The 19,639-nt window shown below is 63.3% G+C and carries 12 protein-coding genes; 7 read left to right on the forward strand and 5 right to left on the reverse strand.

All coding sequences use genetic code 11. The features are described 5' to 3' along the window. The first annotated feature begins 15 nt into the window (after positions 1-15). Together LMTR3_RS22955 and LMTR3_RS38650 are read left to right on the forward strand one after the other, a co-directional pair. Positions 16-984 carry a tripartite tricarboxylate transporter substrate binding protein BugD gene (locus LMTR3_RS22955; RefSeq protein ID WP_065747243.1) on the forward strand — a complete coding sequence of 323 codons (969 nt, stop codon included), beginning with the start codon at positions 16-18 and terminating at the stop codon, positions 982-984. Positions 985-1,074: 90 nt separating this feature from the next. Continuing rightward, a complete protein-coding gene (locus tag LMTR3_RS38650; RefSeq protein WP_176721969.1) occupies positions 1,075-1,236 on the forward strand; it encodes a hypothetical protein in 162 nt (53 codons plus the stop codon). A gap of 249 nt (positions 1,237-1,485) precedes the next feature. On the opposite strand, the gene LMTR3_RS22960 is transcribed toward LMTR3_RS38650, so the two are convergent. The 3 genes from LMTR3_RS22960 to LMTR3_RS22970 form a co-directional block, all read right to left on the reverse strand. After that, a complete protein-coding gene (locus tag LMTR3_RS22960) occupies positions 1,486-2,775 on the reverse strand; it encodes a hemolysin family protein (protein WP_065747244.1) in 1,290 nt (429 codons plus the stop codon). Between the two features lie 457 nt (positions 2,776-3,232). Continuing rightward, positions 3,233-4,189, reverse strand: a complete 957-nt coding sequence (locus tag LMTR3_RS22965) for a calcium-binding protein (protein WP_065747245.1) — start codon at positions 4,187-4,189, stop codon at positions 3,233-3,235. 500 nt (positions 4,190-4,689) lie between these two features. Next, positions 4,690-8,631 (reverse strand): autotransporter domain-containing protein, encoded by a 3,942-nt coding sequence (locus LMTR3_RS22970; protein ID WP_176721970.1) that lies wholly within the window; start codon positions 8,629-8,631, stop codon positions 4,690-4,692. 657 nt (positions 8,632-9,288) lie between these two features. Between LMTR3_RS22970 and ilvD the strand changes: the two genes are divergently transcribed. Then, positions 9,289-11,013 carry a dihydroxy-acid dehydratase gene (gene ilvD / locus LMTR3_RS22975; protein WP_065747247.1) on the forward strand — a complete coding sequence of 575 codons (1,725 nt, stop codon included), beginning with the start codon at positions 9,289-9,291 and terminating at the stop codon, positions 11,011-11,013. Next, positions 11,000-11,851: a tetratricopeptide repeat protein gene (locus LMTR3_RS22980; RefSeq protein ID WP_065729217.1), complete on the forward strand. Its 852-nt coding sequence runs from the start codon at positions 11,000-11,002 to the stop codon at positions 11,849-11,851. Before ilvD ends, LMTR3_RS22980 begins: the two co-directional genes overlap by 14 nt. Positions 11,852-11,978: 127 nt before the next feature. Here the strand turns inward: LMTR3_RS22980 and xth are convergent, their stop codons facing one another. Further along, positions 11,979-12,770: an exodeoxyribonuclease III gene (xth, locus tag LMTR3_RS22985; RefSeq protein WP_065747248.1), complete on the reverse strand. Its 792-nt coding sequence runs from the start codon at positions 12,768-12,770 to the stop codon at positions 11,979-11,981. A gap of 157 nt (positions 12,771-12,927) precedes the next feature. Between xth and LMTR3_RS22990 the strand changes: the two genes are divergently transcribed. The 3 genes from LMTR3_RS22990 to LMTR3_RS23000 are packed head-to-tail and all read left to right on the forward strand — an operon-like array spanning position 12,928 to position 18,040. After that, complete coding sequence (locus tag LMTR3_RS22990) at positions 12,928-14,058, forward strand: efflux RND transporter periplasmic adaptor subunit (protein ID WP_065747249.1); 1,131 nt, start codon at positions 12,928-12,930, stop codon at positions 14,056-14,058. Between the two features lie 2 nt (positions 14,059-14,060). Further along, positions 14,061-17,189, forward strand: a complete 3,129-nt coding sequence (locus LMTR3_RS22995) for an efflux RND transporter permease subunit (protein ID WP_065747250.1) — start codon at positions 14,061-14,063, stop codon at positions 17,187-17,189. Further along, the gene (locus LMTR3_RS23000) at positions 17,186-18,040 is read left to right on the forward strand and encodes an amidohydrolase family protein (protein WP_065747251.1); all 855 of its coding nucleotides are present in this window, start codon (positions 17,186-17,188) and stop codon (positions 18,038-18,040) included. Before LMTR3_RS22995 ends, LMTR3_RS23000 begins: the two co-directional genes overlap by 4 nt. A gap of 103 nt (positions 18,041-18,143) precedes the next feature. On the opposite strand, the gene LMTR3_RS23005 is transcribed toward LMTR3_RS23000, so the two are convergent. Then, entirely contained in the window at positions 18,144-19,430 is a 1,287-nt protein-coding gene (locus LMTR3_RS23005) for a Spy/CpxP family protein refolding chaperone (RefSeq protein ID WP_065747252.1), read from the reverse strand. Positions 19,431-19,639: the final 209 nt, after the last annotated feature.

Below are 19,639 nucleotides of genomic sequence, written 5' to 3' on the forward strand. Positions count from 1 at the left end.
TGATGGGAGCATGAGATGCGAAAGATCGTTCTGGCCGCGATTGCAGTGTTGGCGTTCGGTGGTGTTGCGGCAGCGCAAAATTTTCCCTCGCGTCCCGTCACGATCATCGTGCCGTTCTCGGCCGGCGGTCCTTCGGATGCGATGGCGCGGATTCTCGCCGAGCGCATGAAGGTCACGCTCGGCGAGCAGGTTCTGGTCGAAAACGTGACGGGAGCGGCCGGCACGGTCGGCGTCGGCCGTGCCGTGCGTTCGCCGCCTGACGGCTACACGATCAGCTTCGGCCATCTCGGCACCCACGTCGCCAATGGCGCGATCTACAAGCTCGGCTACGACCTCACAACCGACCTCGAACCGGTCGCGCTGCTGCCGAGCAATCCGATGATCATCGTCAGCAAGAAGGCGGTGCCCGCAACCTCGCTGAAGGAATTTGTGGCGTGGCTGAAGGCGCAGCCGACGCCGGCGACCGCGGGCACGGCCGGCGCCGGCTCCGGCAGCCATATCGCCGGGGTCTATTTCGAGAACGTTACCGGCATCAAGCTGCAATATGTGCCCTATCGCGGCACAGGCCCCGCGATGAACGATCTCGTCGCTGGCCAGATCGACATGATCGTCGACCAGACCTCGAACTCGATCGGGCAGGTTCGGGCCGGCAACATCCGCGCCTATGCCATCACCGACAGCAAGCGCGTGGAATCTGCCTCCGACATCCCGACCGTGGACGAGGCGGGACTGCCCGGATTTCATATGACGCTATGGTCCGGCCTCTGGGTACCCAAGGGTACGCCGAAGGATGTCATCGCCAAGCTGAATGCGGCGACGGTGGAGGCGTTGAACGATCCGGCGGTGCGCAAGCAGCTTGAAAACCTCGGCCTGCAAATGCCGCCCAAGGACAAGCTCGCGCCCGAAGCGCTCGGCGCCTGGCAAAAGGCCGAGATCGCAAAATGGTGGCCGATGATCAAGGCCGCCAATGTGAAGGTGGACTAACTCCGGATGTGCACGCGGACCAATGTGCAAGACCGAGGGCAGGGAACCTACGGGTAGCGCGGACGTTAACGCTCTTATACGGAGCGCAAGATGGCTGGCGACAACCGATCCAAGAGCACAATCGGACTCATTCTCGGCGGAATCATCGCGGTGGCTGCCGCGCTATTCATTCTCACCGGCGGGGAATTGGGCGGGGTTAAAGAAGTGACCAAAGATGCTGACCTTGCGCCTGTCGCGCCCGGAAAGAAATAGCGTGAACATGGATTGGTGAGTGTGCTGATTTGTTCTCGTTGATATGGACGGTCCGCGGATTAGCAAGGTTCTTGCATCAAGGGATTCTGATCTACCCTAGACCATCATAGGTAACATCCGCGCCTGCGCCATCACCGGCAACAAGGGCGTGGAATCGGCTGCCGATATTCCGACCGTTGACGAGGCGGGGCCCATCGAGGGTCAGAGATCGGACACTTTGCGTCCTGTTCTTTCTCCTTGAGTCGACATTTATGCCGATTCAAGTCGACTGGCCAACACCTTGTCAATCCGCCTGCCGTCGAGATCGGCGACCTCAAACTGCCATCCCTCATCTTCAATTTTATCACCCACGTTAGGAATCTTGCCAAACTCTTGAAGCAGAAAGCCGGCAAACGTCTGATAAGGCCGCGATGCAGGAAGGGCAATTCCAAGCAAATGTGCGGCCTCAACCGCCGGCATCCAACCGGAGATTAAATACGATCCGTCGTCACGCTTTACGGCAGCAGGCTCGACCGGCCCGTCTTTGGTATTGAAGGAGCCGACAATCGCTTCGAGGATGTCAGCGCTGGTCACGACACCTTGGAAAACGCCATATTCGTCATGCACCAGTCCCACGTGAACAGGTGCACCGCGCAAGAGCGTAACCACATCTCGAGCATCGAGCGCTTCCGGCAGTATGGGTGCTTCGCGAACCAGATCTCGGATTTTGGGGGTCTTGCCCGCCAGGTAGACGTCAAGCAAATCTTTTGCACTCACGATACCTATCGCGCCTTCGTGATCGCCATCAAAGGCAACGAGATGGGAGTGTTTGCTCTCCAAAAGGTCAGCGAAAATTTGGTCGTTACTATCTTCCAAGTTGATAGACTCTACTTCGTGACGTGGAGTCATTACCGCCCCCACGGCCAGATCGCCGAGCCGCATCACCCCGGCGATCCATTCCTTCTCGCCCGGCTCTAGTACTCCGGCATTCTCAGCCTCGGCGACAAGCGTTCGAATTTCATCCTCACTGACTCTATCGGCCGCTTGCTCTCGATGACCCAGCAGCCACAGCAATATCTTGCCGGATCGGTCAAGGAGCCACACGAGCGGGTGCGACGCCTTGGCAAGCAACACCATTGCGGGTGCCACCTTCACTGCCACGGCCTCTGGATCACGAAGCGCAATCTGCTTCGGAACGAGCTCGCCGATAATCAGTGACGCATAGGTGATGAAAGCCACGACAACGCCAACCCCGGCCGGCTCTGCGACGCCGGGCGACAGGCCGGCCTCGATCAGCCAGGATGCAAGACGCAGCCCTAACGTCGCGCCGGAGAAAGCGCCGGACAACACGCCAATCAGGGTAATGCCGATCTGAACCGTCGACAGGAATTTCCCGGGATCAGATGCCAGTGAAAGGGCGCGGCGAGCCCCCTTGACACGCTTCTCAACGAGGCCGGCCAGTCTCGACGGACGCGACGATACAATGGCCAACTCCGACATTGCGAGTAGGCCATTGAGAACAATCAGGACCGTGACGATCCCGAGGTCTAGATATAGCACGATCTTACCTTCTGTGGCGCGGGTGGCCGCACCGGTACCACACGATCGCCGCGTCACATATGTAGTGTGCTGCCATAGGCACGCAAATGGAACCAGTTCCCGGAGGCCGGCATGCGGGACAGTCAAGATCGTGGCTTAATCAGCTTCCGAACTTTTGTCGTTATCGCTGCAGCAGTCATTCTGATGATTGCCGCCCTTGCATGGGAGAACATCGCACATGTTCCCAGCAATCCCGGACCAAGCGGAATACCGGGATCGACGGCGCGAGATCAGACCCCACCGCCCGCCGGGGATATCTCGGGGACGACCACCGGGAAGTCGCGCTGACCTCAGGGCGCCTTGTTGAGATGCGGATGCAGCCTCGCGCCCGGTGACGATTGAATCGACACCGGACGCTGGAGATGCAAGGGCCGGAAAACCGGCCCTTGCAGGTGTTTGAGATCTGAGTTCCTTCGCCTTACGCGTAGGTGGCCACGTTGGCCATCGCTGTCATTTCGTTGTGGTGGCCGCCGTCGGTGCCGCCACCGGCCAGCACGCCATCGTCTTCGATATCGAAATGCGCGCCGCCGAGTTCGCCAACCTTCTCGTAGGCGCCATACACGGTTTGGGTTACGTTGATATCGCTCTGCTTCACCAGGTTGCCGTAGACGGTGATGGTGCCGAGCAGATCCTCGTCATGCGCGCCGGCATTGCCTTGCTGGCTGATGACGGTGATCACGCTGTAGTCGTTCCTGCCGTCGCCGTTGCTGTCCTTGTGCTCGATCGACTTGACCTCGGCGGTGTGCGCCGAGATTTCGATCTTGTCGCCCTGGGCGCGGTTGAAGTCGCGGATCACGTCGTTGCCGAAGCCGTCGACCCAGTGATCATGCGTGGCGCCGTTCTCGCCGGTGACGCCAACCCAGTCGATGGTGCCGTCGTCGTTGACATGCTTGGCGACGATCTCGTCCTTGGCGTTCACCATGCCTTCGAAGCGGAAGGTGTCGCCGCCCCTGCCGCCGGTGAGGGTGTCGTTGACCGCCTTGAACGCGGCGGTTTCTTCCGCGAAGATCTGGGTCGTGCCGTCCTGGGCCGCGACCATCTCGCCGGCGTCCGACCGGCTGAGCAGCACGTCGTTGCCGGAGCCGCCATCCATGCGGTCAGCGCCGAAGCCGCCGACCAGGAGATCGGCGCCGGTGCCGCCTGAGAGATTGTCGTTGCCCGAGCCACCCCACACCTTGTCGTCGCCGGAGCCGGCGTTCAGCGTGTCGTTACCGGCCATGCCGGCGACCGAGTCCGCCTTGGCACCGGAGTACAAGACGTTGTTGCCCGTCGTGCCGTTCAGATGATCGTGGTCGGCGGAGCCACCCGTAAACCTGGCTAAAAAATCATCGAGACGGCCGTCATCGAAGAATCTGTTCAGATTGAAGCGTGCCATTAGTCGAACCTCTTACTCAGAGGCCTCACGGACTAGAAACGACCACGGACTTTGGGAAAGCCTCGCGTGATGCGCGCGGGAAGGACGTGAGGCAGGATCCCTCACCCGCATCGAAGAAGAAACAGCAAAACGGGCCCGTGGCTGGACGTGTGCGCGGCGGATTTGCGCTGCGCAGGGGCAATATGGTGACGCGAAAGGCGTTCGTGCGCCGATCCTTGGGCCAGCGCCTCATTCCAGCCGGCGATCAAAACGTCTGCGACAAATTGCGTACCGCGTTGTTTTTTCGTGCTTATGAACGACAAGCGCCGCCGCGCGCATATCGCGGGCCGCATCATCGCGTGACGAAAACTGGCGCAAAAAGTGCCGGCCGCACAAAAATGACGCGATCCCTGATCGCGACGATGTGCCCCCTGCACGGTGGCGCAACGCCTAGGCTCGATCCTGGCAGACTTCGAACGGGCGCAGGAATCCGCTGCACTGCTCTGGACTGACCGAACGTGTCAAAATCTCACGGCGAGGCGGCCTCGGACGGCGTGGTCTTCGGCGTTGCGTGCGACCTGGCCCTGGTAGAGAATGCCGAGCGTGGTTTGCGCATTGAGATACAGGTCAGCGCCGGCTTCAAGGAGCGCGCTGTCGCGCGCGAGCGGCGCGCCCGCGATCTCGAAGGCAGTCCCTCCGCTCGCAAAGGAGAGGGTGGTGACCGGCGTCACGTCGCCGAGCACGTGCTGCCAGGCGGCGGAGAGGCGCGGCGCCAGCGTCATTCCCCCGACCGCGACGGTGGTGGCGAGCCGTGCGCCAAGCGTCGCGAAGCCCGCCTCTTCGCGGTCGCGCGCGCCCGTGAGCGCCGCGACGCCGCCCCTCTCAGTGAAACCGCTTGTCCTCGCCTGCACCCAGGCAGCCCCTGCGAACGGCTCGAGCGCCACCGGGCCGAGCCCGAAACCGTACCCGATCTCGCCAAACACCTGGGTGGTGCCGCCATAATAGTTGGCCGACGCGCGATCGACAAAGCCCGGAAACGCGATGGTGCGGGTGGTGTCGATCTGGTGGTACGAATAGGCCAAGCCGGCGCGCACGCTCCAGGCGCCGGCACTGCCCGCGCCGTAGAACGCCGCGTGGCCGCTGTCCACCGAGGCCGAGCTCGCGCGCGCGTCCACGCCGACCGCGGAGTCCGAATAGCCCGCCGCGAAACCGAAGCGCCAGTCATCAACAGCGCCGTCGAGCCCCGCGACGGCGCCAGCGTGGCGGCGACCGACCGTTGCCGCATTGCCGTCGCCGTCGATGCGACCACGCGCGCCGAGTCCCTGCGCCCAGAAGGTCAGGCGGGACGAGTGCGTCTCCGTCTCCGGCACGGTCCCCGGAAGGGCCGCCGGGCGGGTGGCACGCGACGCCGTCCCGCCTGCCGCGTTGTCGAAGGACGCCTGGCGCAGGCGGCCGAGCACCGCGTCGCGCAGATCGCGCGATTCGTCGACGAGCACGCCCGCCGTACTCGCATGCAACTCGCCCGAGAGTGCATCGAACGCCTGCCGCGCCTGCACGGCCGTGCCGTAGAGCACCGTATTGAAGATGGGATTGCCGAAGCCCAGCGAATCGACGCCGGTGCCGGTGGCAATCTGGTTGCGCGTCCAGCCTACGCTCGCGAAGCTCGCCGTGCGTGCGAGGGTGAAGAATACGTGGTCGGCATTGTAGGACACGGTCGGCGCCATGAAGGCGGTCGACGTGAGATTGGAAGTCACGCTGTCGAACGTGCCGGCGATGCCGCCAGTCGCCGAGAGAATCGTGTAGGTGGTGCCCGGCGCGTAGCTCCCGGGCGCTGCGACCACTCGCAAGGCACCGGCGAGCTGCGCCGCGCCCGTGACATCGGTGCGATCGGCACTCGTCGGCGCGATCTCGACCATGTAGGTCGAGGCCGCCGACAGCACCAGATTGCCCTGCACCGTGATGGTGCCGATCGAGTTGCCGGGCGAGAGTGTGCCCGCACCGATGGTCGTTGCGCCAAGAAAACCAGTGCCTCCGACAAGACCGCCGCCATCCACCGTCAGCAGTGACGAGGCGATCGAGCCGTTCACGATGAGCGTGGCGCCGTTGACGGTCGTGGGACCCGTGTAGCTGTTGGCAGCCGTCAGGATGGTGGCGCCGGACAGCACATTGACGCTGCCGTTGCCGGTCACCGTCGACCCGAACACGTAGTTGGCGTACGTATGATTGAAGTTGATCGTGCCAATGCCAGCGCCGAACGCGACGCTTGCCGCGTCGAGCGTGCCGGCGGCCGCCGCCGGACTGCCTGCCGCCGCGCCGATGTTCAGCGTGCCACGCGAGCCGGCTTGGCTCGCCACATGCACGGTGCCGGCGCGCACCGTCGCACCCTCCGCGACGGTGAGCGTTCCGGTGCCGTCGAATCCGAGATGGAGGTCTCCGGAATTGGTCCATGTCGAGCCGGCGCCTGTCACCGCCACGGTTCCTTGCGAGCCGATGGCCGACCCGATGATGGCGGACGCGCTGCTCACGGATCCACCGTTGTCGATGGCGAGCACGCCAGTGCCGCTGACGCCAATTGTGAGGGAGGCATTGGTGTTCCAGGTCGAGCCCGGACCCGTCACTGTCACCGTGCCTTGCGAGCCGGCGTCGTGACCGACGTGGCCGTTCGCATTGCTCACCGTGCCGCCATTCGAGACCGCAAGCGAACCCGTACCGGCGTTGCCGACGTAAAGGTCCTGGGAATTGGCCCAGGCAGAGCCGGCGCCCGCGACCGTGGCCGAGCCCTGCGCGCCGCCAAACTCGCCGAGGATCCCATATGTGCTGCTGACCGTCCCCCCGCTTGCGACAGCGAGCACCCCGACGCCGGAATAGCCGATCGAGAGCTGTGAGGAATTGGTCCAGGTGGAGCCAACGCCCGTCACCGTCACGCTGCCTTGTGAGCCGTTAGCCGATCCGACAATTGCGGAGGTGTTACTCACGGCTCCGCCATTCTCGATGGCAAGTACGCCCGTGCCGCCGCCACCGATCGTGAGGGAGGAACTGTTGCTCCAGGCCGAGCCGGCGCCTGTCACCGTCATGGACCCCTGCGAACCGGCGCCCAAACCGACGAAACCGAGCGTGTTGCTCACCCGGCCGCCGTCCACGATGGTGAGCGCGCCCGTACCGGCGTTACCGACGAAGAGGCTTCCGCTGTTGGTCCAGGCGGAGCCGTTGCCGGTCACCGTCCCCGTGCCGTGGGAGCCGGTGTCGTTGCCGACGATGCCGATTGCGCCGCTCACCCGGCCGCCGTCCGCGATCGTCAGCATGCCTGTGCCGGCATCGCCGATGACGAGATTTCCGTTGTTGGTCCAGGCGGAGCCGGCGCCGGTCACCGTCGCCGTGCCAAGAGACACAGCGCTGCGGCCGAGATAGCCGTCCGTATTGCTCACCGTTGCGCCATTCGCGATGGCAAGCGTGCCTGTGCCGGCATCCCCGACGAAGAGATTTCCGGAATTGGTCCAGGTGGATCCCGCGCCGGTCACCGTTATGGTTCCGCGGGCGCTACCGAGGGCGCCGACATAGCTGTTCACGCTGCTCACTGTTGCGCCGTCCGCGATGGTGAGCGTGCCTGTGCCGGCACGGCCGACGAAGAGATTTCCGGAATTGATCCAGGTGGAGCCGTTGCCGGTCACCGTCATCGTGCCAGAAGAAAAAGCGCTGTGGCCGAGATAGCCGTCCGTATTGCTCACCGTTGCGCCATTCGCGATGGCAAGCGTGCCTGTGCCGGCACGGCCGACGAAGAGATTTCCGGAATTGGTCCAGGTGGATCCTGCGCCGGTCACCGTCACGGTTCCGCGGGCGCTATCGTCGTTGCCGACATAGCCGTCCACGCTGCTCACCGTTGCGCCATCCGCGATGGTGAGCGTGCCCCTGCCGCCACGCCCGGCGAAGAGATCTCCGCTGTTGGTCCAGGTGGAGCCGGCGCCGGTCACTGTCACCGTGCCCTCGGAGCTGGGAATCGCGGCGACATAGCCGTCCACGCTGCTCACCGTCCCACCGCCCTCGATGGTGAGCGTCCCTGTGCCGAAGTAGCCGACGTGAAGGACCTGGGAATTGCTCCAGTTGGATCCGGGACCGGTCACCGTCACCGTGCCATGAGACCCCAAGATGGCGTAGCCGACATAGCCGTCGTCGCTGCTCAGCGTACCGCCTCCCGTTATGGTGAGCGCGCCTACGGCGTTGATGCCAACCGCAACGACGTTCGTGGCAGCGCCGGGTGCATTCACCACTGGAGCATTGGGTGCGGTCGCGTCGACGGCTGCCGTTCCCCCGACCGGAACGCCGTTCGTCCAGTTGCTTACCAATTGCTGGATGCGGCGCCGGTCCAGTCGGTGGTTTGCGCCATGGCCGGCAACGACGTCGCCGCTGGCACGAGACAGACGCCGCCAAGGATGGCCGACGAACACAACCAGGAGTAACGCAACCAAGAGTATAGGCGTTGTTGCACCGACAACTGACCCGCCTCCCTCTCTCACGCTCGCCGCTCGATCCATGTCGCGAGCCGCGTCGCATCTCCGAATGCACTCCGTACTTACCTCCGAAACAGCGCGGCATGTCAATCGAGGCAGGTGCTACGCACCATTCAGAGGTGCTAATTCCGCCGCATGTTGTGTCGCAATCACACGGCACACCTTTGAATATGCCGGCCGTTCGCTGGGTTGTAGCGCAGCGCTGCAGCAACCCAGCGGAGACAGAAGGCGATGGGCACCGATGTTGACGAACGCACGACCCGATTCTCGCCGATGCTTGCCAAATTCAGTTTGGCCGAGTGATGAGGCGATCGTCCTGAGGTTGTGGCCGGCGCGAGGGGCGGGCTCCCGAAATCGACGCCCGGAGGGGCCGCGGGTGCCGGCTTAGACAAACCCCAAATAATGGTTGCCGCCGAGCCACGATTGTTGCGTGACCGCAACAACAGGGGAACATTTGGTTAACCGCCCCGCCTGCCTCTTGCTTGCGCCGCTTTTTAGCCACACCCCTCCATGAAACCATTTCTTTCTTAAGCTGATTAGCCTCAGCGCCAGGGAAGGCGACGGGAGATTGCTCCCGAGACCGACAGGAGATGGCTGAGGAAACAGGTTCCGCGGATGGACGCCAAGACCGACATCAAGAAGAGGTTGCCGAGCCGTCACGTGACGGAAGGGCCGGAGCGCGCCCCTCATCGGTCCTATCTCTACGCGATGGGGCTGACCACCCAGCAGATCCACCAGCCTTTCGTCGGCGTCGCGTCCTGCTGGAATGAAGCCGCGCCTTGCAATATCTCGCTGATGCGCCAGGCGCAGGCGGTCAAGAAAGGCGTTGCGGCTGCCGGCGGCACCCCGCGCGAATTCTGCACCATCACCGTGACCGATGGCATCGCCATGGGCCACGACGGCATGCGCTCGTCCCTGCCGTCCAGGGAATGCATCGCCGACTCGGTCGAGTTGACCGTCCGTGGCCACGCCTATGACGCCCTCGTCGGGCTCGCCGGCTGCGACAAGTCGCTGCCGGGCATGATGATGGCGATGGTCCGGCTCAACGTGCCCTCGATCTTCATCTACGGCGGCTCGATTCTGCCGGGCAATTTCCGCGGCCAGCAGGTCACGGTGCAGGACATGTTCGAGGCCGTAGGCCGACACTCGGTCGGTGATATGTCGGATGCCGATCTCGACGAAATCGAGCGGGTGGCTTGCCCCTCGGCCGGGGCGTGCGGCGCGCAATTCACCGCCAACACCATGGCGACCGTGTCAGAGGCGATTGGCCTGGCGTTGCCCTATTCGGCTGGCGCGCCGGCACCTTACGAGATTCGCGACGCGTTTTGCGCCGCCGCCGGCGAGAAGATTCTTGAGCTGATCGCGGCCAACATCCGCCCGCGCGACATCGTCACCCGTCGCTCACTGGAAAACGCCGCCGCCGTCGTTGCCGCCTCCGGCGGGTCGACCAATGCTGCGCTGCACCTGCCGGCGATTGCGCATGAGTGCGGGATAAAATTTGACTTATTCGACGTCGCCGAAATCTTCAAAAAGACTCCTTATGTCGCGGATTTGAAGCCAGGGGGCCGTTATGTTGCCAAAGACATGTTCGAGGTTGGCGGCATTCCGCTTCTGATGAAGACGCTGCTCGACAATGGCCACCTGCACGGAGATTGCATTACCGTCACGGGCCGTACGATCGCCGAAAATCTCAAGAGCGTGAAATGGAATCCGCACCAGGATGTGGTGCGGTCCGCCGACAGCCCGATCACGGTTACGGGAGGGGTTGTCGGATTGAAGGGTAATCTCGCGCCGGAAGGTGCGATCGTGAAGGTCGCGGGAATGTCGAAGCTGAAATTTACTGGCCCTGCGCGCTGCTTCGACCGCGAGGAAGACGCCTTCGAGTCAGTCCAGAAAAAGACCTACAAGGAAGGCGAGGTCATCGTGATCCGCTACGAGGGGCCGCGCGGCGGTCCCGGCATGCGGGAGATGCTCTCGACGACGGCGGCGCTGACCGGGCAGGGGATGGGCGGCAAGGTCGCCCTGATCACCGACGGCCGGTTCTCCGGCGCCACCCGCGGCTTCTGTATCGGCCATGTCGGGCCGGAGGCGGCCGTGGGCGGCCCGATCGCCCTGTTGCAAAATGGTGACATTATCGAGATCGACGCCGAGGCCGGGACTCTTAACGTAAAATTGACCGACGCCGAACTCGCCGAACGTAAAACCAAATGGCTGCCTCGACAGACTAACCACACGTCGGGTGCGCTGTGGAAATATGCCCAACAGGTTGGGCCGGCGGTGGATGGGGCTGTGACCCATCCTGGCGGTGCGCACGAGAAACAGTGTTATGCGGACATCTAGGCGTATCATTCTTGCGTTGATGCTGGGGGCCGCGCCGGTGGCCGCTCCCGGATTCGCATTTGATGGCTCACCGGTGAAGCCGGATGCGGCGCTCCCCGTGATGAACCAGCCCGCGGCCGCGCAAGCCGTCACGGCGCAGGCGCTGAAGAAGGCTGCGCCCGCGGCGGCTACCGCCACGGCGACTGCGGTTAATGCGCCTTCGCTGACTTCGCTGCAATACGCTGCCGAGGGGGGCCATCCCGTCGCGCAGTGGAAACTCGGCCGGATGTATGCCGACGGCGATGGCGTGGTTCAGGATGACCTGCGCGCGTTTGAATATTTCAGCCGTATCGCCAACCAGCATGCTGAGGATAGCCCGTCGGCGCCGCAGGCCGCGATCGTGGCTAACGCCTTCGTGGCGCTGGGGCGCTACTATCTCAACGGCATCCCGAATTCCAAGATCAAGGCGGATACCGATCGTGCCCGGGAGATGTTCTCCTATGCCGCGTCCTATTTCGGCAATGCCGACGCGCAATACGATCTGGCGCGGCTTTATCTGAAGACCCCGGACGCCTCGCGGGACGATTTCCGCTATGGGGCGCGCTGGCTTGGTCTGGCTGCCCAGAAGGGCCAGCATCAGGCGCAGGCCATGCTCGGCCAGATGCTGTTCAACGGCGACCGGCTGCCGCGGCAGGCCGCCCGCGGATTGATGTGGCTGACGCTGGCGCGTGACAACGCAGCGCCCGATGAGACCTGGATCCGCGAAAGCTACAACCGCGCGTTCGCCAAGGCCTCCGACGACGACCGCGCCACGGCCTTGCAAATGCTCGAGCACTGGGTGCAGGGCAAGCGCGACTGACGCCGCGCTGCCGGTAGGATGGGCAAAGGCGCGTAAGCGCCGTGCCCACCATCTCTTCACGCAGCAATCTTGGGAATGGTGGGCACGCTGCGCTTTGCCCACCCGACCGATTCTGCGCCTGTCCCGCTCAGGCCTTCTCCAGATCGAAATCCGCCCAGACCGGCACGTGGTCGGACGGTTTCTCCCAGGCGCGGACGTAGCTGTCGACGCCGACATCGGTCAGGCGGTCGCTGGCCTGCGGCGACAGCAGGAGGTGGTCGATTCGAAGGCCCCAGTTCTTCTGCCAGGCGCCCGCCTGGTAGTCCCAGAAGGTGTAGAGGCCCGGCTCGTCGGTCACCGCGCGCAGCGCATCGGTCAAGCCGAGGCCGAGCAGGGACTGGAAAGCCTCGCGGGTTTGCGGGCGGAACAGCGCGTCGTTACCCCAAGCGGCGGGGTTATAGACGTCGGCGGCAGCCGGAATGACGTTGAAGTCGCCTGCGAGCACCAGCGGCTCTTCTGCCTTGAGCCGCTCTTTCGAGTACTCAAGAAGCCGCGACATCCATTTGAGTTTATAGGGATATTTGTCCGTGTCCGGCGGGTTTCCGTTGGGCAAATAGAGGCAGGCAATCCGCATCACGCCGGTCTTCAGCGTCACCACGCCTTCGAGGAATCTGGCATGGGCGTCCTCGTCGTCGCCGGCCAGGCCCGATTTGGTCTCGTCGAACGGCAGTTTCGACAGCAGGGCGACACCGTTGAAGGTCTTCTGTCCATGGGTGACGACGTTATAGCCGAGCGACTCGATCTCCAGCCGTGGGAACGCATCGTCAACGCACTTGGTTTCCTGCAGACAGACGACGTCCGGCGAGCAGTCTTTCAGCCACGTCAAGAGAGGCTCGAGCCGCTGCCGGATCGAATTGACGTTCCAGGTTGCAACACGCATGAATTCTTTCCGGATCGTAACTACACAATTTCTGCTGCAGTGGCATACCATGTGCAGCCGTGCTGTGATAACCGTTTAAGAATAAGGCGCAGACATCGCCGTCAAGGGGCAGGAGTAAACCGTCCCGTCCGTTGTGGGACCGGCGAGCGTGAAAATTATGAAAAAGCGTACCTTGATACTTGTTACCGGCGCCATCGCCATTGCTACCGCGGCCGGCTTCATTACCCGCTCCTCATGGATGGGCGGCAGCAGCAACGCTCAAGCCCCGCAGCGGCCGCGGACGGTTTCGGTCGAAATGGCGAAGGCGGAGCGCAAATCCGTCCCGGTCGATGTCGACGCCAATGGGACGGTGACGCCGATCTCCAGCGTGGCGCTGAAATCGCGGCTGGAAACCACCATCGTCGCGGTGCATTTCGAGGACGGCGCCAAGGTCAACCAGGGCGACTTGCTGTTCACGCTCGATAGCCGCCAGATCGACGCCCAGATCGAACAGGCCGAGGGCGTGCTCGCCAGGGACCACGCGCAGCTCGAGGGCGCGCAGCGTGACCTCCGCCGCTTCAACGATCTGGTCGCCAAGGGCGCGACCACGCAGGTCAATGTCGATAACGCCAGGACACAGTCCGATATCCTGACCGGTACCATCAAGGCCAACCAGGCTGCGCTGGACAACCTGAAGGTCCAGAAAAGCTACACCATGATCCGCGCGCCTTTCTCGGGCCGGATCAGCGCGGCCAACGTGAAGGTCGGCAATTTCGTGCGCCCCGCCGATACCACCCCGCTTGCGGTCATCAACCAGATGGCGCCGGTCTATGTGACATTCGCGGTACCGCAGCGCGTGCTGGTCGATTTGCGGGAGTCGATGGCGAAGGGGATCTCCACCGTCACCGCGATGATCCCGGGCCATAAGCGTTCGGAGACCGGCAAGGTCGCAATGGTCGAAAACACCGTGGACGCGACCACCGGCATGGTCACCGTGCGCGGCATCATGGCCAACGAGAATGAGACGTTGTGGCCGGGCACACTGGTCGCCACCAAGCTCGTCATCCGCAACGAAGACGCAATCGTAGTGCCGACGGTCGCGGTGCAGCGCAGCCAGAGCGGCAATTTCGTCTTCGTGGTCAAGGACGGGGTCGCCAAGGTCCAACCGGTCACGGTCGACCGCACCTCGCAGGGCATCTCGGTGATTTCGGAGGGGCTCGCCGGCGACGAAAGCGTGGTGGTCGACGGGCAATTGCTACTGTCTGACGGAACGCGGGTCGAGCCGCGGGCTAAAAAGGCCGGGGCGTAGCCATGACCCTGTCCGAACTCTGCATCCGCCGGCCGGTCATGACGACGCTGATCACGGCGTCGATCATCGCGTTCGGAATCTTCGGCTTTCGGCTGTTGCCGGTCTCGGCGCTGCCGCGGGTCGATTTCCCGACCATCGCCGTGACCGCAACCCTGCCGGGCGCGAGCGCGGATACCATGGCGTCCTCGGTTGCGGGCGTCATCGAGCGCCAGCTCTCGACGATCGCCGGCATCTCATCGATGTCGTCGAACTCGTCGCAGGGCACCAGCACCATCACCATCCAGTTCGATCTCAACCGCAACATCGATGCCGCTGCACTGGACGTGCAGACCGCGCTGACGATCGCGCAGCGCCGGTTGCCGCGTGAGATGATCATCCCGCCGAGTTTCCGCAAAGTGAATCCGGCCGATTTCCCGGTGCTGTTCGTGGTGCTCGGCTCGTCCACGCTGCCGCTGTCCGCCGTCAACGAATATGGCGAGATCACCATCGGCCAGACCCTGTCGCAGATTCCGGGCGTCGCCCAGGTCAGCGTCTACGGCGCGCAGAAATTCGCCATCCGCGTCCAGGCCGATCCGGAGGCCGCCGCGGCGCGCGGGCTGTCGCTCGAGGATATCAGGAGTGCGGTTTCGGCCGCCAATTCCTCGACCCCGGTCGGCACGCTGAACGGACCGAAGCAGGACGTAGCCCTGCAGGCCTCGGGCCAGATGGACAAGGCGATGGACTATCGCCAGATCGTGGTGGCCTGGCGGAACGGCTCCCCGGTCAAGCTCGACGAGGTGGCGCGGATCTACGACAGCGTCGAGAACGAGCGGATCGCGAGCTGGCTGAACGGCGACCGTTCCATCGTGCTCGGCATCCAGAAGCAGCCGGACGCCAACACCGTGGCGGTGGTCGATTCCATCCTGGCCAAACTGCCGGTGCTGCGGGCGCAGATCCCGCCATCGGTCTCGATCAACGTCCTGATGGACCGCTCGGTCTCGATCCGCCAGGCGGTGGCCGACGTCGAGGAAACGCTTTTGATCGCGATCGGGCTGGTGATCCTGGTGATCTTCCTGTTCCTGCGCTCGGCGTCCGCGACCTTCATTCCGGCGCTGGCGGTACCGATTTCGCTGTTCGGCACCTGCGCGGTGATGTACGCGCTCGACTATTCCATCAACAACATGACGCTGCTCGCGATGACGCTGTCGGTCGGCTTCGTGGTCGACGACGCCATCGTCATGCTGGAAAACATCGTCCGCCACATCGAGCATGGCATGCGGCCGTTCGAGGCGGCGCTGAAGGGCGCCCGCGAGATCGGCTTCACCATCATTTCGATCACGTTTTCCTTGATCGCGGTGTTCATCCCGGTGCTCCTGATGGGTGGCATCGTCGGCCGCGTGTTCCGCGAATTTGCGGTGACGGTATCGGTCGCCATCCTGGTGTCCGGATTCGTGTCGCTGACGCTGACGCCGATGCTGTGCGCGCGCGTGCTGCGGGCGCATGACGCGACCAAGCGGCCGAACATCGTGCTCCGCATCTTCGAGAGGATGTTCGATTCCTGGCTGCGCGCCTACGAATGGACGCTCGACTGGGTGTTGGCCCGCAAATTCCTGATGCTGATGGTGACGCTGGCGACGCTTGGCGGCACCGTCTACCTCTACATGATCGTGCCGAAGGGATTCTTTCCGCAGGAGGACACCGGCTTCCTGATCGGCGTGACCGAAGCCGCCACCGATACTTCCTTCGAGGCGATGAAGGAGCGGCAGCAGGCGCTGGTCGACGTGCTCAGATCTGATCCGGCGATAGACTACATCAACTCCACGGTCGGCTCCGGCGGTCCCAATCCGACGGCGAATTATGGACGCCTGTTCATCGCCCTGAAGCCAAAAAAGGAGCGCGACAACCTCAACACAATCATCGGGCGGCTGCGCGGCAAGGCGCGGCAGGTTCCGGGCATGCAGGCGTTCTTCCAGCCGATCCAGAATCTCAACATCGGCGGGCGGATTTCGAAGAGCCAGTATCAATACGTGATGCAGAGCGGCGACACCGACTCGCTGTACCGGCTGGCGCCGGAAATGCGCGAGAAGATCGAGAAGCTGCCGGGCCTGCTCGACGTCACCACCGACCTGTACATCAAGAATCCGCAGATGACGGTCGATATCGACCGCGAAAAGGCCGCCGTCTACGGCGTCACCGTCGATCAGGTGCGCAACCAGCTCTACAACGCCTACGGCTCACGCCAGGTCGGCACCATCTACATGCCGTCGAACGACTACCAGATTATTCTGGAGGTGCAGCCGCAGTTCCGGGTCGATCCGTCCGATCTCTCCAAGCTCTACATGAAGACCCAGAACAACCAGACCATCCCGCTTTCGGCGGTGGCAAAACTGGTTCCGACCGTCGGTCCGCTGCAGATCAACCACCAGGCGCAGCAGCCGGCGGTGACGATCTCCTTCAACCTCGCGCCGGGCTATTCGCTGGGCTACGCGGTCGACGAGATCACCAAGCTGGAGCAGGCTTCGAATCTGCCGGCGACGATCGCCACTGGATTCTCCGGCACCGCGCAGGTGTTCCAGGATTCGCTGCGCGGGCAGGGCGTCCTGATCCTCGCCGCCGTGTTCGCCGCCTTCGTCATCCTCGGCATTCTCTACGAGAGCTTCATCCACCCGATCACCATCATCTCCGGCCTGCCGTCGGCCGGTATCGGCGCGATCCTGACCCTGATGATGTTCGGGATGGAAATGTCCGTGATTGCGATGATCGGCATCGTGATGCTGGTCGGCATCGTCAAGAAGAACGCCATCATGATGGTCGACTTCGCGCTGGAGCGTCGCCGCGTGGGCTTAAGCGCCGAGCACGCGATCCGGGAAGCGGCGCTCTTGCGGTTCCGTCCGATTATGATGACGACGTTCGCCGCGATCTTCGGCACGCTGCCGATCGCGCTCGGCGCCGGCGCCGGCGCCGAACTACGCCAGCCGCTCGGCGTCGCCGTGGTCGGCGGTCTCTGCCTGTCGCAACTGCTGACGCTGTACATCACGCCCGTGATCTACATCTATCTCGATCGCATCGACCGCCGGCTGCGGCGCAGGCTCGAACCGCAACTGCAGGAAGCGGGCGAGGGCGAGCGGCCGCACGTGGTCGCCGCCGAATGACGATGTTCGGACGGGCGTCGCGATTTATCGCCTTGCTGATCGCGCTCGCATGGACCGCAGGCACGATCGATCGCGCCAACGCCGACGAGCCGATCGAAATCTTCGACGCCCACCTGCACTACAATTGGGAGCCAAAGCCTCATTTCGGCGTCGAAGAGGTGCTGGCGCTGTTCAAAAAACACCGCATCACCGGCATCCTCGCGACCAGCCGTCCGAACACCGGCACGCATGCGCTCATGGATGCCAAGCCGCAGGGCCTTTGGATTGTGCCGTTCATCCGGCCCTATCGGGTGCGCGCCGACATTCAGACCTGGTTCGGCGACCCCTTCATCTTCGACCTCGTGCAGGACGAGTTCAAACGCGGCTATTACCGCGGCATCGGCGAATTCCACATCTCGGGCAAGGCGGCCGATACCGAGTGGGTGAAGAAGACCGTCGATTTCGCGGTCGAGCACGACCTCTATCTGCACGCCCATGCCGATGACGTGGCCGTCGAAATCCTGATGCGCCACAATCCGCGCGCCCGCATCATCTGGGCCCATACCGGCTTTGGTCTGTCGACCGACCGCGTTGCCGAGATGCTCACAAAACATCCGAAACTGTGGGGCGAGTTGTCCTATCGCGGCGGCATCGTTGGCGGCGGCGGAAAACTGACGGACGAATGGCGCACCCTGTTCGAGCGCTACCCCGATCGATTCCTGCTCGGCTCCGACACCTGGATCAACCAGCGCTGGGAAAGCTACGGCGAAATCATCGCGGAGTACCGTGCCTGGCTCGCGCAGCTACCGCCAAAGGTCGCGGCGCAGATTGCCCATGGCAATGCGCGGGCGCTGTTCGGTCCTGGCCACTAGCCCCGTGCACTCATAAACCGGACCTTCGGTTAGGTGCGTTCGGTGCCCGCCTGTTCCCCAAGAGCGGCGCAAAAGCCAACGCGCCGGTCGGAGCACATGGCGATCACGGCGCTCGTTTTGGTCCGATCAGCTCGAATTGAAACTTCTGCTCATCACTCAGTGTAGTATAGAAGTCTTCCAGCGCGTCGCTCACCAGATTGATGGCTTGTTGCATGGTACCGAGCCGACCATCAACCGCGGCGAGGCGAGCGGGTGGCGTGATCGCATCATTCGGCTGACATTCATAGCTCAGCATCTCGACAGCTCTGGCGCTGGCACGCTGCAGCCGTTCAAGCGCGTCGCGTTGGGCATCGTTCGGGTGCAGCCTGGCCTCGATCTCGCCAGCCGGCCATTGCAACGCGGCTGGCAGGGACGCTTCGCAGCCCTGGGCCGGCGCCTTCATGGTCCCGTTCGCGGACGCCGTCTTGAGCTGATCATCAGCGAGTGCGTTGAGCCGTGTTTTCTGCTCGTCATTCAGCAGATCATAGAGGTCCTCGAGCTGCGGCTGCAGGGATATTACTGCAGTGAGAATAGCCGCAGTGCGCTGCTGCATCAGGGCCAATCGAGCCGGCGCCGTTGATGCGGGCTGCGTCGGACAAGACGCCTGAATGATCTGAGCGGCCGAGTTCGACGCGTCGGCAAGATGGTCCAGCGCGGCCCGTTGTGCCTCGGTCGGCTGAATCGCCCGCTGAATCTGATCAATGGCGAGACCGGTACTTTCGCGGCCGGCATCACCGCAGAGCTGCTGTAGCGGCGGGATCCTTCGTTCTCTTTGGCCGGAAGAGTCCGGTGCCATATAAGCCGCTAGTTCGTCACTGCCGTAAGGCCCAAAAATTCCGGCATGGATGTCGGGGTAGCCGTAGTCCCAGAAGCCCATGCCATCGCCGAAGATGGCATAACCATAAATATCATTGTAGGCGAACGGCCAGAACAGCGGCCCAACCCAGCCATATCCGCCATGGCCATGCGACCACCACCCGTCTGTGGTGTTGCGGTCACCATGCCAGTGAGCAAGTGCGGCAGTCGCGGCGATCTGCCTGCGTGCCGCAGGGTCGGTGAATAGCCTGCCAACAACCAACCCCTCCTCGCCGGAGGGCTGGTTCGCAGACGGGATGTTTTGTAAAGCAGCGGGAGCGCTTTTTAAAGGAGCGCTTTTGGTCCGACGGACGTGCACCCGGCGGTGATGCGTGGGGCGACTGTGAAGCAGCCCTGGCGCAAGCAAGCGGGCGAACGCGGATTTCACGCTGCCGAGTGGGCCGAGACCAAAATGTCCGCGCCCTTTCGCAGTGGCGGCACTCGACAGCGCGGTCACCAATACGACAGCGATTACTGTAACGCCGAACTTCGACATGGCACCTCCCATGCCAAGCCTTGGCCGCGCCAGTTATGACGCCGCACATCATCGAAAGTTCCTTGTAAGCAATCATGCAGACCAGGGATCGCGTTTAAAAACGGCAGCAATCACGTCGTTTCAGAAGGCCCCGAGTGGCGCATACCGTCCGCAGAAGTCGGCCTGGGTCGAAAGCTGATCATTTCAAAATTGTCCGCTTTTAAGTCAGT

It is taken from the genome of Bradyrhizobium sp. LMTR 3 (assembly GCF_001693485.1).
In the GTDB taxonomy this organism is placed as follows: Bacteria; Pseudomonadota; Alphaproteobacteria; order Rhizobiales; family Xanthobacteraceae; genus Bradyrhizobium.

What these genes read in the sequence shown, in the direction of transcription:
- LMTR3_RS22965 (WP_065747245.1), bottom strand. Translation starts at nt 4,189, where the DNA reads ATGGCACGCTTCAATCTGAACAGATTCTTCGATGACGGCCGTCTCGAT.
- ilvD (WP_065747247.1), top strand. Translation starts at nt 9,289, where the DNA reads ATGGACGCCAAGACCGACATCAAGAAGAGGTTGCCGAGCCGTCACGTG.
- LMTR3_RS23000 (WP_065747251.1), top strand. Translation starts at nt 17,186, where the DNA reads ATGACGATGTTCGGACGGGCGTCGCGATTTATCGCCTTGCTGATCGCG.
- LMTR3_RS38650 (WP_176721969.1), top strand. Translation starts at nt 1,075, where the DNA reads ATGGCTGGCGACAACCGATCCAAGAGCACAATCGGACTCATTCTCGGC.
- LMTR3_RS22990 (WP_065747249.1), top strand. Translation starts at nt 12,928, where the DNA reads ATGAAAAAGCGTACCTTGATACTTGTTACCGGCGCCATCGCCATTGCT.
- LMTR3_RS23005 (WP_065747252.1), bottom strand. Translation starts at nt 19,430, where the DNA reads ATGTCGAAGTTCGGCGTTACAGTAATCGCTGTCGTATTGGTGACCGCG.
- LMTR3_RS22955 (WP_065747243.1), top strand. Translation starts at nt 16, where the DNA reads ATGCGAAAGATCGTTCTGGCCGCGATTGCAGTGTTGGCGTTCGGTGGT.
- LMTR3_RS22980 (WP_065729217.1), top strand. Translation starts at nt 11,000, where the DNA reads ATGCGGACATCTAGGCGTATCATTCTTGCGTTGATGCTGGGGGCCGCG.
- xth (WP_065747248.1), bottom strand. Translation starts at nt 12,770, where the DNA reads ATGCGTGTTGCAACCTGGAACGTCAATTCGATCCGGCAGCGGCTCGAG.
- LMTR3_RS22995 (WP_065747250.1), top strand. Translation starts at nt 14,061, where the DNA reads ATGACCCTGTCCGAACTCTGCATCCGCCGGCCGGTCATGACGACGCTG.